This window comes from Anaerolineae bacterium, assembly GCA_013178165.1.
GTDB lineage: Bacteria > Chloroflexota > Anaerolineae > Aggregatilineales > Ch27 > Ch27.
Window position 1 is genome coordinate 1 of the sequence record JABLXG010000047.1, and the last position, 16038, is coordinate 16038.

Sequence of the window (16038 nt, forward strand, 5' to 3'; positions counted from 1 at the left end):
GGTTGAAGGTTGCCCATCTACGCACCAAATCGCATGTGTATTTTCTCTCAAAATGACACGCGACTTCATTCTGTTGCAGGAACATGAAAACCATTCCACGAATTTCAACCGAAAAGGATACAGTACCCCCCCCTGTACCTGGATTCGACAGCCCGTCCGGCAGTGGCTATAATCCCGTCTGCTGGTTGATCCACAGCGGCGCCTGAGAACCGCGCCGGAGATACCCGGACTGACGGGGGGCATGGGTATGCGGCAGGGATGCTGTAACCTGTGCCTTTTGTGCTTGGGAGAGTGTGCGACCGTGCCAAAAGGGGCAACATCGATTGTCTGGCTGGCGCTGGCCGTCCTGCTACTGACGGCGTGCGGCGCGCTACCGGTTGCGCCCGCCGCTGAGGAGGCCCTCCCGACGCCTGTCCTGCTGACCCTGGAGGAGGCGGAGGCGATCGCCGCAACGTACCTGGAGGCGTGGAAGCGTTCCGATTATGCTGCCATGTACTCCCTGATCAGCTTCCGCAGCCGGGAAGCCTACCCGGAAGATGTTTTCACCCGTATCTACAATGATGTGGCCGAGGAGATGACCCTGCAGTCGCTGGACTACACCCTGCGATCCAGCCTGCAACAGGGCAACACGGTCGCCATCAGCTACGACATGCGGTTCACCACCTCTTTCCTGGGCACCTTTGAGGACCCTGGGCGCACGTTGCGTCTGGTGGCAACCGATGAAGGCTGGCGGGTGGCCTGGTCGACTGGCGATATCTTCGCGGAGATGGCAGGCGGCGGCACAATTTTGCTCAACCAGCGGATGCCCGTCCGGGCCAACATCTACGACCGCGACGGCAACGTGCTGGTCAACCAGACCGGAGTCGCCATTCCGGTTACGGTTGTGCAGCAGGATATCCCCCGCCTGGAGGATTGCAAAGCCACACTGACCCGTGTCCTGCGCCTGAGCAACCGCGAGCTGCAGAACATCTTCGATAGCCGCGCCCCGAACTGGGTGACGCTGGTCGGGGAGATCGACGCGGAAACCTACGCCCTGGAAAGCGAGACGCTGGTTAAAGACTGCAACGCCTCGTTTGAGGAGCGCGCCACCCGCCGCTATGTGGCTGGCGGGCTGGCCCCCCACGTGATCGGCTATGTGGGCTATCCTTCGCCGGAGATGCTCCCGGCGCTGCGGGCACGGGGTGTGCCGGAAGACGCGATCGTCGGCATCAGCGGCATCGAGCGGGCCTGGGACGAGGTGCTGGGCGGCAAGGCCGGCGGCGAGCTGCAAATCCTCTCGCCAGCCGGTGACGTGCTGCGTACCCTGGCGACGGTAGCGCCAGGAGCCAGCCAGAGCGTGTATGTGACCATCGATTCCCGCCTGCAACTGATCGTGCAGCAGGTGCTGAGCGATGCCTACAACGTCGCCAACTGGGCAACGGTGGCGCGCGGCGCGGCAGTCGTGGTCATGGATGTGCACACCGGCGAGATTCTGGCTCTGGCCAGCTACCCCTGGTTTGACCCCAACCTGTTCAACCCTGACCGCGCCCGCGCCGATGCCGGCCAGCGGCTGGTCGAGATGCAGAATAACGAGCGCCAGCCGCAGATCAACCGCGTCACGCAGGGCGCTTACCCGCCCGGTTCGGTCTTCAAGATCGTGACCATGGCCGCCGCTGCTGACAGCGGCGTCTACACCCTTGACCACCGCTATGTCTGCACCGGTGTCTGGAACGGCGCCTCCTCCGGCGACCACACCCGTTACGACTGGAAGCCCGACGGCCACGGCACACTGACACTGCCCCAGGCGTTGACCGCCTCCTGCGACCCCTACTTCTACCAGACCGGGGCCGATATGGACATCCGCGACCCCAACCTGCTGCCGAACTACGCGCTCAAGATGGGCTTCGGCGCGCCGACGGGCATCCGCGACCTGGCGGAAACAGCCGGGCAGATTCCCAGCCCCACCTGGGTGCGGGAGAACCTGGGCCGCACCTGGACGCGCTCCGATGCCGTCAACATCGCCATCGGTCAGGGCGATATGCTGGTGACGCCCCTGCAGATGGTGCGGCTGATCGCCGCCATCGCCAACGGCGGCGATCTGCTCGTCCCGCAGCTGGTTCACCATGTCGGTCTGATCGGGGAGACTCCGACCTACGAGTTTGAGCCAACGGTCGAGCGCAACATCAACCTGCGCCCGGAAGTGCTGCAGGCCATCTATGACGCCATGTGCGGCGTGACCTCCAACGCGACGCTGGGCACGGCCTATTACGTGTTTGGCTCCGGCAGCAGCCTGGGCGAATCACAGGTCAGCGTGTGCGGCAAGACCGGCACAGCCCAGGCCGGCGCGGGCACGACGCCACCCCACGCCTGGTTTGCCGCCTTTGCCCCCGCGGATGAACCGGAGATCGCCATCGTGGTGGTGGTCGAGAACTCGCGGGAAGGCTCGGAGGTCGCCGCGCCGATCGTGCGTCGCATCCTGGAAACCTACTACGGCTACTACGAGCCGAATGTCGCGCCGGCGTGGTGGCCGCCTAGCTGGTGGAAGGGCGAGTACATCCCGCTGACAACGCCCGGCGCATGAGCACTGCCCGGTGAAAAACATCCTGGAGTGGCGCCTGCCGCCCCCGAATTCCTTGTGTTTTTGGGGGAACCATAAGACCATTATAATTAGTCCTCCGGGAAGGAACGCGCGGAAACAAACAGAGGGGCCAATTTCCCCGTGCCTGCACCCCGGAAGGGTTTGGCAGATCGGTTCCGAACACAGGCAGCGGGAGGTATCTGGCCACAGAGCGTGGAAGCCGAGAGCACGATGAAACCTGCCGAGCAGGCAAAAGCGCCATACCCGGCAACTGCCGGGCTATTTGCCGTATCTGGTAGCGCTGATTGCGGCGTGCCTGAACGGCCTGACCGTCCGGAACGGCGGACGATCGGTTTAGAACATGAAAGACATCACTGAAAATCTGCCGCCGGTTGTGCAGAGGGCTTTTCTGAGCGCGCCGTACGGCCTGGCCTTGCTGGGAACTGATGGTTGCCTGATCGTCGCCAACCCGTCGCTGGGCAGGCTGCTCGGTTGTGCGGCTCACGATCTGGCGGGGCAGTCGCTGGAGTCGCTGATCCACGCTGATGACCGGCCTACGCTGAACTTCCTGCTGCACGAACTCAGGGAAGCGCACCGGGATCATATCCGCCTGGAACTGCGTGCCCTACACTGTGACGGTCACCCCTTCTGGGTACGCCTGATCTGCGCTCCCATCCGCGACGAGGCGGGCAAAATCCTCCCTTACACCTTACTGCAGGTAGAGGAATACACCCAGCAGAAAGCTTTTGAAGAAGCTTTCTGGGAACAAATCCTGCGCAATGAGATGATCCTGCAGATGGCCAGCGATGGCTTCTGCATCCTCAGCCTGGACGGCCACATCCGGGAAGTGAACGCCTCCTTTGTCGCTATCACCGGTTACCCGCCGGAGGAACTGGCCGACAGGTTAATCCATGATCTGGTGATGCCTGCTGACCTGGCGGCGCTGGACATCCATCTGGCCGCCGTCGCAGAAGGCGGCAGCGCCCGTTTTGAGACGCGCTGCCGTCGCCGCGATGGCCGTACCGCCGTGCTTGCGGCCAGCCTCAACCGGATCGATCTCGTCAGCGAGTCGCTGCTGTTCCTTTCCGTACGCGATGTCACCGAGGAACGCGCTGCCCAGGTTGCCCTGGGCGAAAGCGAACAGAAGTCGCGCGCGATTGTCGAGCATACCCATGACGGCATCCGCCTGGTGGATGAGCAGGGCCGACTGATCGAGTGGAACGCGGGCATGGAGCGCATCTCCGGCCTGAGCCGGGAGCAGGTGCTGGGCCGCCCGATCTGGGAGGTGCTGGACGAGCTGACGCCCGCGACAATGCGCACCCCCCAGACGCGCGAACGCCTGCAGGGCCTGACACGCCAGATGCTGGCCGACGGCGATGTCTCCTTCGTTCGCGGCCCGATACGGCTACAGCGCCCCGACGGCACGATCCGCGAGGTGCTTCCCTCGATGTTCCCGGTCAAAACCGATAAAGGCTACATGATCGGGGCCATCGTCCACGATATCACCGAACACCAGCAGGCCCAGCGCGAACTGCAGGAATCGCGCCGGATGCTCCAGCTTATCCTGGATAGCATCCCTACCCGCGTGTTCTGGAAGGACCGCAATCTGCGCTATCTGGGCTGCAACATCGCTTTCGCCCGCGACGCTGGCCTGGAATCGCCGGCGCAGATCGTGGGCAAGACCGACGCCGACATGATCTGGCGCGAGCAAGCGGAGGTCTATACCCGCGACGATCAGCACGTAATCGAAACCGGCGAACCGCTGTTTGGCATCGAGGAGCCACAGTCCCGCGCTGATGGCGCTATTGGCTGGCTGACCACCAACAAGGTGCCGTTGCGTGACCCGGACGGCACCATCGTCGGCGTGCTGGGCACCTATGAGGACATCACCGAGCGCAAGCAGGCCGAACAGGCCCTGCGGGAAAGCGAGCAGCGCTACCGCGGCCTGTTTGAAGACCTGCCCATTGCCCTGATAGAGGCCGATTTTTCCGGGGTTCGGGCCGCCCTGGAAGCTTACCGAGCAGCGGGCGTGACGGATTTCCGGGAGTACTTCTACAACTATCCCGGGGAAGTGATCGCCTGCGCCAGGCAGTTGCAGCTGCTGGCGCTTAACCGCGCCCTGCTCGATCTCTTTGAGACGGACGACCCTGATAGGCTGCGGGCGCATATCAAGCGGGCGCTACAGGAGGAACAGTTCGAAGATTTCCGCTTGCTCCTGGTGGCGCTGGCCGAGCGGCAGCACCACGTGCAGGCCGAGATGATGGTTCAGACGGTGCGGGGCAACCAGCGCTACGCCAGCGTCCAGGTGACTATTGCCCCCGGCTATGAGGATAGCTGGTCACGGGTGATCGTCTCCATGCTGGACGTCACCGATCGGCTGGAGGCCGAGATTGCGCTGCGGGAGAGTGAGGCCCGCTACAAGCGCCTGTTCGAGGATGTGCCGATCTCGCTGTGGGAGGAAGATTACTCCAGCGCCAAACCCCTGATCGATCAGTTGAAGGCGAACGGGGTGGAAGATTTCATCGCCTATTTCGACGCTCACCCGGACGTGCTGGCCCGCTGTGTTCAGGGCATCAGGGTGGTTGATGTCAACCGGCAAACCCTGGAACTGTACGGGCGGGAAAGCAAGGCGCCCTTGCTAGACTCGCTGGGCAACATTCTACCGGCCAGTGATTGGGGCAACCTCAAGTATGAACTGAATGCCCTGGCGCATGGCCAGCACCGGATGATGTTTGAATCGCAGCAAATGATTCGCGGCCAGAAGCGGTACATCATTGTCAATCTTTCCGTCGCCCCCGGCTACGAAAATACCTGGGGGCGTATCCTGATCTCGATCACTGATATCAGCGAGTTGAAACGCACAGAAGCAGCCGAGCACGAGCAGCGCACGCTGGCCGAAGCGCTGCGTGACACCGCCGCGGCACTGGCCAGTTCCCTTGACCCGGAGACCGTGCTTGACCGCATTCTGGATAATGTCGGGCGGGTTGTGCCGCATGACGCGGCCAACTTCGCCCTGATCGAAGGCGATCATGTCCGCATCCATAACTGGCGTGGCTACGATCCCGCCCTTGAAGCGGAGATCGCCGCCATGCGTATACCGCTGGAAACGCCCTCCTTCCACCATATGCTCCTGACCGGCCAGCCATTCCGGATCGCCGATCTCACCCAGGTTGGGCCTGAGCAATGGGCGGACTGGCCGGCCAACCGCTGGGCCAAGTCCTACGCCGGGGTGCCCATCCGTACTCACGGTCAGGTGATCGGCTTCCTGAACCTGGACAGCAGCCAGGCCGGTTTCTTTACCGACGAGCATGTGGAACGCCTGCAGGCCTTCGCCGATCAGGCCGCCATCGCCATCGAAAACGCCCAGCTCTACGATGAAATCCGCCGCCATGCTGCCGACCTGCAGGCGCGGGTAGAAGCCCGTACCATGGAGCTGGAACACGAACGCGCCCAGCTACAGGCCATTCTGGATGCAATGGGCGAAGGCGTGGTTTACAGCGATAACGGCACCGTCCTGTACGTCAACAACCGCTTCACCGAGATGCTGGGTTACCAGGCTGCGGAGGTCCGCGGCCACATTGACCACCTGCTCGATACGCTGATGGTCTTTGAGGGCCGCGACGATCGCCGCCTGTGGCTGGCGCGGGTGATACAGGCGCTCCGCCAGCGCGGCATCTGGCACGGGGATGTGCGGTTGCGCCGCAAGAATGGGAGCGAGTTTGAGGCCAGCCTGACCGCCACGCTGGTCGGTGCGGTCGAATCCATGCCGCTATCGGTCGTCACCGTCGTGCGCGACGTCAGTCAGGAGCGCGCCCTGCAGGCCCAGAAGGATCGCTTTATCGCCAACGCCTCCCATGAACTGCGCACGCCCATCGCCAACCTCAAGACGCGCCTGTACCTGCTGCGTCGCCAGCCCCACAAGAAGGACGACCACCTGCAGGTGCTGGACTATGTGGCTGACCAGATGAGCGACCTGGTTGAGGAATTGCTGGATATCTCCCGTTTCGATCGCGGGGCGATCCGCCTGGAGCGCCAGCCGGTCGCCCTGCAGGCACTGGTTGAGAAGGTAGTCGATGTGCAACAGCCCACCGCCGCCCAGCAGGGTCTGACACTCACCACGCGCCTGCCGGAAGCGCCGCTGATCGCCAGCATCGATTCCAAACGGATAACCCAGGTGATCACCAATCTGGTGGTCAACGCCATGAACTACACCCCGGCGGGCGGGGCGATCACAGTCTCTGTCGCCAGGGAGGAAGACTCCGCCGTCATCCGGGTGCAGGACACCGGCATCGGCATCCCGGCGGAAGCGCTGCCGCACATCTTTGAGCCGTTTTTCCGCGTCAGCGAGGAAGTCGCCCGCGGGACCGGGCTGGGCCTGACCATCTCCCGCGAGATCGTCGATCTACATGGCGGTACGCTGACGGTCGAAAGCGAGGTTGGGCGCGGCAGCACCTTTACCGTCCGCCTGCCGCTGGAGCGTACAAAACAGGATGCGAATGACCCGCCGGAACAGTGATCCGGCTGCCACCGCACTGGGGATGCTTTCGCGCTGGCAGGGCTACAGAACCGCCTGCGCCACGGCGATGAAAGCGTTTGAGCGGGAGTGACATGCGCCAGTCATACCTCATTCCCGCTGATTTTTGGAGCAGGGTGGGATCAGGCTCGCAGACCTGAGTCCCTCGCACACAGGAAGGGTATCCTATGCCTGAAGTGATCTGCATTGGCGAACTGCTGATCGACTTTGTGGCCACGGAACGCAACGTCACGCTGGCCGAATCGCCCGGCTTCACCCGTGCGCCTGGTGGCGCGCCGGCCAATGTCGCCGTCGCCCTGCAACGGCTGGGTGTGCCCAGTGGCTTTGTGGGCAAGGTTGGCGATGATCCTTTTGGCGTCCTCCTGCGCAACACGCTGGCCCGCAACGGGGTGGATACCACCTACCTGCTTGTCGACCCCGAAGCCCGTACCACGGTGGTTTTCGTTGGCGTATGGGATGATGGCCGCAAAGAGATGTGCTTTTACCGCAACCCCGGCGCGGATATGCGCCTGCTGCCGGAAGAGATCACGCCGGACATCTTCGCCGGGGCGCGCTGCTTTCACTATGGTTCGATCACGTTGATCAACGAGCCGGGGGCCAGCGCCCAGCGCAAGGCGATCCGGCTGGCCCGCGAGCATGGCCTGATGCTCAGCTACGATCCCAACTACCGTCCTACCCTGTGGCCCGACGAGACCACCGCCCGCGCCGTGATCCAGGAGGCGTTTCAGTATGCCCACCTGGCCAAGATCAGCGAGGAAGAATGGGCGGTCGCCAGCGGCCACAACGATCTCGATGCCGGGATCGAGGCGGTGCTGGCCCGCGGACCGGAGTTGCTGGTGATCAGCCGGGGCAGCCGCGGGGCGCTGGCGACCAACGGCCGCTACCGGATCGAATTACCCGCCCTGACCGGCATCAACGTGGTGGAGACCACCGGCGCCGGCGACGGCTTCATGGCGGCCATGATCGCCCGCCTGCTGCCGGAACGCGAGAAATATGGCTCGCTGGCCCTGGTACCGGAGGAAACCGTCCGCGCGGCGCTGGCCTACGCCAACGCCGTTGGCGCGCTGACCTGCACCAAAGCGGGCGCAATCCCGGCGCTGCCCACACAGGCAGAGGTGGCCGCTTTTATGGCCGCGCGAGGGCTTGGGGCATAAGCCGGATAACAGGCAATCGCCAGGGTGGGCGTCGGAGGGCCGCGTCTACCAGCCCCCCGGCGGCTACGCTATAATCCCGGCCATGAGCACGATGGCAAGCGGGCAATACCACATCGGGATCAACGCTCACCTGCTCAGTGAGCAGGCCAGCTACCGCCGGGCGGGCATCCACGGCTATATCGCCAACACGCTGCGCTGCCTGCCTGATGCTGATCCTGACCTGCGCTATACGGTATTTGTCGGGGAAGCTGCGCCAGAAGCAGCTGACCGGATGCGGGTGCGGCGCTCGCGGTTGCCGACGGGCTGGCCGCCGGCTCGCATCCTGTGGGAACAAGCCGCGCTGCCCTGGCAACTCGGCGGGCTGGACCTGTTGCATGGGATGGCCTTTGTGACGCCGGTCCTGAGCCGCTGCCCGACCGTGGTCACCATCTATGATCTGAGCTTCGTGCGGTATCCCGACCGGCTTTCCACGGCACGCCGTCTGTACCTGCAACGCCTGACCGGTTATTCCGCCCGGCACGCCCGCCGGGTCATCGCCATCAGCGAAAGCACCGCCCGCGATATCGAAGCGCTGCTGGGCATCCCGCGGGAGCGGATCGACGTGGCCGTGCCCGGTGTGCAGGAGCGCTTCCAGCCGCTTCCGGCGGTGGAGGTGGCCGCCTTCCGGGAAAGGCAGGGCCTCCCGGCGCGCTTTTTGCTCTACCTGGGCACCCTGGAACCGCGCAAGAACCTGACCGTGCTCCTGTACGCCTATGCCCGCTTGCCGGAAGCGCTGCGCCGGGAAGCGCCGCTGATCCTGGTAGGCGGCAAGGGATGGGGGCTGAATGAGTTACGTGCCACTATTGTCCAGCTGGGGCTGGAGCAGCATGTCCGGCTGGAGGGGTACGCGCCGGATGATGACCTGCCGCTGTGGTACAACGCCGCGACAGCCTTCGTTTACCCATCCGTATATGAGGGCTGGGGGATGCCGGTTGTCGAGGCGCTGGCCTGTGGCACGCCGGCGATCGTATCGGCGGCCTCCAGCCTCCCAGAAGCCGTCGGAGATGGCGGGTTGGCGCTGCCGCCGCATGATATCGACGGCTGGGCGCAGGCGCTCGAACACGCCCTGACTAACACCGGCTGGCGCACCGCCGCCGCCGAACGGGGCCTGGTTCACGCCGCCGCTTTCACCTGGGAACAGACAGCGCGCGTCCACGCGGCCTGCTACCGCCGGGCGCTGGCTACCGGTTGAACAGATGAATTAGCAGGGTATCGCATGATCGATCACGAGCACATCGAACGCACGCTGGTGGTGAACTGGCCGGCCTGGTTGGCCCCGCTAATTGACCTGGGCCTGATCCTGGTCGCCTTCGGGCTGGCCTATGTCGCCCGCTACGACCTCCAGTTGTTACGCCCGCTGGATGAAGCTTTCCGCGCCCGCTTTGAGCCGTTTGTGCCATACGCCTTGCTCTTCGCCATTTCGCAGCTAGTGTCGATGCAGCAGCACAACCTGTACCGGCACGTACGCGGGCGTTCCTGGGGTGACGAACTGCTGGCCATCGCCAATGGCGCCACCAATACCCTGGTGCTGGTGATGGGCGTTAGCTTCCTGCTCCAGCCGCTGGTATTCTCCCGCCTGCTGCTGCTGTACGCAGGTGTGTTTGCGGTAGTGTTGCTCTCGCTGGCGCGGGCCGTCTACCGCGTGATCCGCGCTTACCAGCGGCAGCAGGGCATTGGTGTGGAACGGGTGCTGGTCGTTGGCGCGGGAGAGATCGGCCTGGCCGTGCTACGCAATATGCTGGCCCGCCCCGACCTGGGGTATCAGGTAGTCGGGTTTGTGGACCGCGACCCGGAGCGTGGCAGCGCCGATATTGGCCGCCTGCGCGGGCTGGGCGGGATCGATAACCTGCCGCGTCTCCTTGCCCAAGAGCAGGTCGATCTGGTGATTGTGACCCTGTCCTGGGAGCATCAGCGCGACATCCTGGAGATCGTACGCGAATGCGACCGCCGCGATGTGCCGGTGCGCATCGTGCCCGACCTGTTCCAGCTCAAGCTCAGCCGGATGCGGGTGGAGAATCTGGCCGGTATCCCGCTGTTGAGCCTGCACAACGAGGTGCGCATCCCGCGCACCGAGCGCGTGATCAAGCGGCTGATCGACATCATCGTGGTCATCATCAGCGCGCCGGTGTGGCTGCCGCTCTTCGGGCTGGTGGCCCTGGCCATCCGGCTGGAAGGGCCGGGGCCGATCCTGTACGGGCAGGAGCGAGTCGGCGAGGGAGGACGGCACTTCCGGGTCTGGAAGTTCCGCAGTATGGTGGAAAACGCCGATGCGCTCAAGGCCCGGCTGGTGGCGGAACAGGGCCTTGATCCGCGCCATCCCAAGCTCAAGGATGACCCGCGCATCACCCGCGTCGGGCGGATCATCCGCCGCTTCAGCCTGGACGAATTGCCACAGATTTTCAACGTGTTGATCGGCGAGATGAGTCTGGTCGGGCCGCGCCCACCCACGCCGGATGAAGTGGCCCATTACGAGCCGTGGCATCTGCAACGCCTCAAGACGCGGGGCGGTCTGACCGGCCTGTGGCAGGTTTCCGGGCGCAGCGATGTCCCCTTTGAGGAGATGGTGCTGCTAGACCTGTACTACATCGAGAACTGGTCGCTGATGCTGGACCTGCAAATCCTGCTGCGGACGATCCCGCGCGTGGTGCTGGGCAGCGGCGCATACTGAGGTCCGGCAGGGCAACGATCGGGCTGCGCGCGCGTATATACCGGTAGGTAGAGGAAACCGACGATCGGCAGGTAGATGAACGATTCCCCCCGGCAAACGCCGCTTCCGGCTTCTCCGCCGGCCACACTCCCGGAAGAAATGCCGCGCCGCACACGGCGCGTGATCGTCCGCCGCGCCTCTGCAGAGGAGGGGGCCATCCCCCGGCAGCAGAGTAGTGGCTGGGGCTGCGCTCGCGTGGTGATCGCCCTGGCGCTGATCGCTGCTGTGCTAATCGCAGTCCTGATCCTCTCGACCCAGTTCACGCTTGGCGGTCTGGTCAGCGGCCTGACCGCCCTGCTGGCTCCCGGCCCGGCGCAGATCACCGTGGTGCCGTCGCAGACGATCGTCAACAGCATCCAGCCGATGGGCCAGCTGGTCAGCATCAGTGTGCAACTGGCCAAAGCCGACATCGAGGTGTCGATCAGCCAGGGTCTGCTGGGAGCCAGCAGCTTCTCGACCAGCCACGTGGCCCAGGGTACCATCGAAGCCGGGATTGACCTGACCCGTCTGAGCGTCTCTGATGTTGCCTACGACGCCGCCAGCAATACGTACATCCTCACCCTGCCTCCGGCGCAACTCACCGGCTGCCATGTGGATTATATTCGTCAGTACGCCTATTCGGGTACCATCCTGCCCGTCGACCGCGACCAGGCCCGCCAGCTGGCCGAATACACAGCGGTGATCGAATTCCGCGATGACGCCCTGGAAAGCGGCATCCTGAGCCGGGCGGAGGAGCAGGCCCGGCTGGTGTTTGCCAATCTGGTTGGCGCGTTGACCGGCAGCAAGACCGAGATCGTCTTTAACCGGGCTGTGCAGCTACCGCTGCCGCCCTCCTGCGAGCCTGATCCGCCGGGGAACTGGAGCTATGACCCTGCAACTCAAACCTGGACACAACCTGAATGACGAGGAAATCGCCCGCCTTGAGGCGCTGCTGGCGCTGGAATACCCGGACGACGACATCGAGATCATCGTAGAAGACGGCCCGGCAGCGGAAACGCCCCCGGCGACTTCGGCCAACCTGCTACAGAAGCTGATCGTGCTGCTAATCACCGGGGTGGCCGGGCTATACCTGATCAATCCGGGCGCCGGGGTGCTGGAACTGATCCCGGATGTGGTACCGGTGCTGGGCAACCTGGACGAGGCCACCGCCCTGGCGTTGCTGGTCAGCGGGCTGGGTTACTTCGGCGTCAAGGTTGGCTGGCTGACCACGATCTTTCACGGCCTGCGCCGCCGGTAAGGCGTGCTAGAGGGCGGTCATAGATCGTCCTCAAACGCGCCGAAACCAGTGTCATCGTCCAGCCCGGCTTCGTCGGCCAGTTCGGGCATACTGGCTGCGATCTGCTCCGGGTCCTCGCCTTTCTCCAGCCGTCCGACAAACTCGTTGAACTCGTCGCCCAGGTCTTCCCCCGTCTCCTCAGCCATGCGGCGCATCAGGCGGCCCATGGTGGCCGGATCGGCGTCATCCAGATCGTCCAGGGCTGCGTCATCGAGGGTCTCCAGACGGGATTCTTCACTCCGGATCACACGCACGCGCTTGATCCGTCGCGTCAGGTGTGTCCCGCCACAGCGCGGGCAGGTCGGCGTCGCGGCAGCGTAAGCGGCCACGCTGGAGTAGTGCAGCGTAAGCCGTTTGCGGCAGTCGTGGCAGAAGTAATCGTAGCTGGGCACGGCATCACCTCGGAAAGCGGTATAATCACCCGTATTATAGCGCAGCCCCGTCCGCCCGTGCGGGTCGGCGAAAAGAGACAACCATGCAATTTGAATACTCCGATCATGACCGGGACTCTGAACTGGCGCCAGGTGCCGGGCCGCAGCACCCCCCGTCACCGCCCCCGCCCGGCCCGCAACGCCCGCGGATGGTCCCGGTACAGGGGCCGAGCACCCGCCCCATCGCCGCCTATATCCTGCTGGCGATCATCGTCGGCATCTACCTGCTGGGGCAAATCGTGCCGCTGCAACCGGTAATCGTCAAAGGCTATCTGGCCAATAGCGCCGAAGACTGGCTGTTCATCCAGGGAGCCAAGCTCAACGAGTTCATCATCCGGGATCGGGAAGTCTACCGCCTGCTGACGGCGATGTTCCTGCACGGCGGGCTGATGCACCTGTTCTTCAACGGCTACGCTCTGTACGTGATCGGGACCAATGTGGAACGCGTCTACGGCCATGCGCGCTTCCTGCTGGTGTACTTCCTGGGCGGGCTAACTGGCTCGCTGTTCAGCCTGCTCTTCAGTTCTTACGCCAGCGTAGGGGCCAGCGGCGCGATCTTTGCTCTCTTCGGGGCAGAACTGGTTTTTGTCTACCGGCACCGCGATCTGTTTGGCCGGGCGGCCTACCGCCAGTTACAGAACATGATTTTCCTGCTGGCGCTCAACATCCTGATCGGCCTGTCGCCCGGCTCGCGCATCGACAACTGGGGGCATATAGGCGGCTTCCTGGCGGGGGTCGGGTTGAGCTGGCTGATCGGCCCCTCCTTCCGCCTGTCGCTGGCCAATGGCCGGCCCTGGTCAGCCGTTGAGCTTGCCACGCCGGGGATGCCGTTGCCGGCGCTGGAACTGGTGGACGATAACCCGCTGCAAAAGCGTCTGTTTGTGCCCTTCGCCTATGCCGCTGTATACGTCCTGATCCTAGGCGTGGTGTTGCAGCGGGGATAAGGCGCCCGCCGCTCTTATCCACGATAATGTGAAATGCGTTTGATCAGCACCCTGAAGACCGGTTGTACTGACGCCCCCTGTTGCCACCCAGCTCAAGGCTCATCGGGCGATCTTTGCGTACCTTGAAGCCTGGACCAACCGCCAGCGGCTACACCCGTCCCCGGCCTATGGAGGCAAGCGGTAAGTGACAGGAAGAAAGCCGGGAGACTGCCTGTAGCTATGTCTGGCGCGGTATCCGTCACAGGCCATACAACACAGGCAGGGGCAGTTTGGGGTTATAATCGGTAGCATATCTGTGCCCTGTACAGGGTGAGAGCGCCCTTGCTGACCAGACAGGATCGACCGTGCCCCCACGAACCATCATTGTCATGGAAGGCGACGAGACCGGCCAGGAGTTGCTGGAAGAAGCGCTGCGCGTCCTCGATCCGGCGGTGACCCGCTGCGATCTGCACTTTGAGCGCCACGATCTTTCGCTGGGAAAGCGGCGGGCCACCGCCAACGGCGTCGTCCGCCAGGCGGCGGAACGGCTCAAGGAAACCGGCCTGGGGATTAAGGCGGCGACGATCACGCCCGGCGACCCGGACGACGTGGGCAGCCCCAACGCCCTGCTGCGCGATCTGATCGGCGCGCAGGTGATCCTGCGCACCGGGCGGCGCATCCCCTCCGTGCGGCCAATCGCCGGCATCCACGCGCCAATTGCGGTGGTGCGTATGGCGGTCGAGGACGCCTATAACGCCAAAGAGTGGCGGGAAGGCTCCGGCCTGGACGAGGTCGCCTACAGCACCCGCTACATCACCCGCCGCACCTGCCGCGCTGTGGCCGAGTTCGCCTTCCGCTACGCCCGGCGCACCGGCAGCAAAGTCTTCGGCGGGCCGAAGTACACCGTCAGCCCGATCTATGAGGGCATGTTCAAAGAGGAGATGGACCGCGCTGCCGCCAGGTACAGCGACGTGCGTTATGACCCGCAGCTCATCGACGCCACGTATGCCCTGCTGCTGGAAGCTACCGGCGAGCCGCTGGTCATCCCTGCTCTCAACCGCGATGGCGACACGCTCAGCGACCTGGTGCTCAAGATGTTCGGCACGATTGCCGGGGCGGAATCGGTGGTCTTCAGCCTGGACGACGAATTCGAGGTACGCATCGCCCTGACCGAGGCTCCACATGGCACCGCTCCCAGCCTGCAGGGTAAGAATGTCGCCAACCCGATGGCCATGATCCTGGCCGGGGCAGCCCTGTTGCGCTACGTGGGCACCCCGGAGGCGACTGCTGCCAGCCGGGCGATCTACGAAGCGACGCTGGAGGCAGTCTACGACGGCGTCCGCACCGCTGACCTGGGCGGCCAGACCAGCACGACCGACTTCACTGACGAAGTGATCCGCCGGGTCAAGGGCAAGCTTGATGTGTGGGAGGCGCTGGGCTGACCGTTCACATGCTCACCGGATCCGGGCCGGATGCGCCTGTTCGCTATCCGTCTGGCCCGCGATGATCAGGGGTTTGGGGGAGATCAACGCCCGGCCTGCGGTTGGTGAAACGCGCCGGGCCTCACCGGAAGAAGGACCGTATGACCAGGGTCAAAATCTGCGGCATCACCACGCTGGAGGATGCGTTGCTGGCCGCCGAAGCAGGCGCCGATATGCTCGGCTTCGTGTTTTACCGCAACAGCCCGCGCTTTATCACCCCGGATGCCTGCCGGGGCATCACCGATGTGCTGCGGGAACGGCTGGGGCGGGCCTGCCCGCTGCTGATCGGTGTTTTTGCCAACGAGCCGAACGTCGTTAGCATCCTGTTCCGGGCCGGGCTGGATTACGCCCAGTTGCATGGTGAAGAGAATGTGGCCGCGCTGGCCGCCCTGGAAGGCCGGGCCTACAAGACCATCCGGCCCCGCAACCGCAACGAAGCCTGGGCCATGGCTGAAGCCTTCGAGCCATATGCGCCGCTGGATGACCGTGTGCCTTCCGTGCTGGTGGAGGCCTTCCACGTCGATCGCTCCGGCAACGCCAGGGAACCGATCGCTACCGGCATCGCCCTGGCCGTCAAAGAGCAGGTGCCGCGCATGATGCTGGCCGGCGGCCTGAACGTCGAGAACGTCGGGGAGCGCATCCGGGCCATTCGCCCCTGGGGGGTGGATGTGACCGGCGGCATCGAAGGGGAGACTACAGGACGCAAGGACAGAATCAGCCTGCTGGCTTTCCTGACGGCGGTCAAGATCGCCGACGCCGCCGGATAGCAGGCGGACCCTTCAGCGCCGCTCAGCCCCCCAGCAGCCGCAGGGCTTTTCAATAATCGAACAGGGAGTAAGCTAGAAAGAGAGGGAAAGCCAAGAGCAGGGGAGTAAGAAGAAGACAATGACGCTCTTGTCGTGTCTGCGACGGATACCTGACCCGCGTTCGCGTCAC

Annotated in this window: 11 protein-coding genes; 10 read left to right on the top strand and 1 reads right to left on the bottom strand. The window is 64.2% G+C overall.

The annotated features are described in order from the left end of the window. Nucleotides 1-301: 301 nt before the first annotated feature. The 7 genes from HPY64_17590 (at nucleotide 302) to HPY64_17620 (ending at nucleotide 12228) form a co-directional block, all read left to right on the top strand. Complete coding sequence (locus HPY64_17590; protein ID NPV68942.1) at nucleotides 302-2560, top strand: hypothetical protein; 2259 nt, start codon at nucleotides 302-304, stop codon at nucleotides 2558-2560. Nucleotides 2561-2918: 358 nt separating this feature from the next. Further along, on the top strand, nucleotides 2919-7073 hold the full coding sequence (locus tag HPY64_17595) for a PAS domain S-box protein (protein ID NPV68943.1): 4155 nt from the start codon (nucleotides 2919-2921) through the stop codon (nucleotides 7071-7073). 185 nt (nucleotides 7074-7258) lie between these two features. After that, nucleotides 7259-8245, top strand: coding sequence for a carbohydrate kinase (locus tag HPY64_17600; GenBank protein ID NPV68944.1), 987 nt, complete (start codon nucleotides 7259-7261; stop codon nucleotides 8243-8245). An 82-nt stretch (nucleotides 8246-8327) separates the two neighbouring features. Next, nucleotides 8328-9476: a glycosyltransferase family 4 protein gene (locus HPY64_17605; protein NPV68945.1), complete on the top strand. Its 1149-nt coding sequence runs from the start codon at nucleotides 8328-8330 to the stop codon at nucleotides 9474-9476. Between the two features lie 24 nt (nucleotides 9477-9500). After that, nucleotides 9501-10952: a sugar transferase gene (locus HPY64_17610; protein NPV68946.1), complete on the top strand. Its 1452-nt coding sequence runs from the start codon at nucleotides 9501-9503 to the stop codon at nucleotides 10950-10952. A gap of 75 nt (nucleotides 10953-11027) precedes the next feature. Then, on the top strand, nucleotides 11028-11894 hold the full coding sequence (locus HPY64_17615) for a DUF4230 domain-containing protein (GenBank protein NPV68947.1): 867 nt from the start codon (nucleotides 11028-11030) through the stop codon (nucleotides 11892-11894). Next, nucleotides 11857-12228, top strand: a complete 372-nt coding sequence (locus tag HPY64_17620; protein ID NPV68948.1) for a DUF1232 domain-containing protein — start codon at nucleotides 11857-11859, stop codon at nucleotides 12226-12228. The genes HPY64_17615 and HPY64_17620 overlap by 38 nt, the downstream gene beginning before the upstream one ends. 17 nt (nucleotides 12229-12245) lie before the next feature. Here the strand turns inward: HPY64_17620 and HPY64_17625 are convergent, their stop codons facing one another. Beyond that, nucleotides 12246-12659, bottom strand: coding sequence for a zinc ribbon domain-containing protein (locus tag HPY64_17625; GenBank protein NPV68949.1), 414 nt, complete (start codon nucleotides 12657-12659; stop codon nucleotides 12246-12248). A gap of 83 nt (nucleotides 12660-12742) precedes the next feature. Here HPY64_17625 and HPY64_17630 point away from each other — a divergent pair, with 83 nt between their 5' ends. From HPY64_17630 to HPY64_17640, 3 genes are all read left to right on the top strand, one after another. Next, complete coding sequence (locus tag HPY64_17630) at nucleotides 12743-13642, top strand: rhomboid family intramembrane serine protease (protein NPV68950.1); 900 nt, start codon at nucleotides 12743-12745, stop codon at nucleotides 13640-13642. Nucleotides 13643-13986: 344 nt separating this feature from the next. Then, nucleotides 13987-15063 carry an isocitrate dehydrogenase gene (locus tag HPY64_17635; GenBank protein NPV68951.1) on the top strand — a complete coding sequence of 359 codons (1077 nt, stop codon included), beginning with the start codon at nucleotides 13987-13989 and terminating at the stop codon, nucleotides 15061-15063. A 140-nt stretch (nucleotides 15064-15203) separates the two neighbouring features. Beyond that, nucleotides 15204-15869 (top strand): phosphoribosylanthranilate isomerase, encoded by a 666-nt coding sequence (locus tag HPY64_17640; protein NPV68952.1) that lies wholly within the window; start codon nucleotides 15204-15206, stop codon nucleotides 15867-15869. Nucleotides 15870-16038 lie beyond the last annotated feature (169 nt).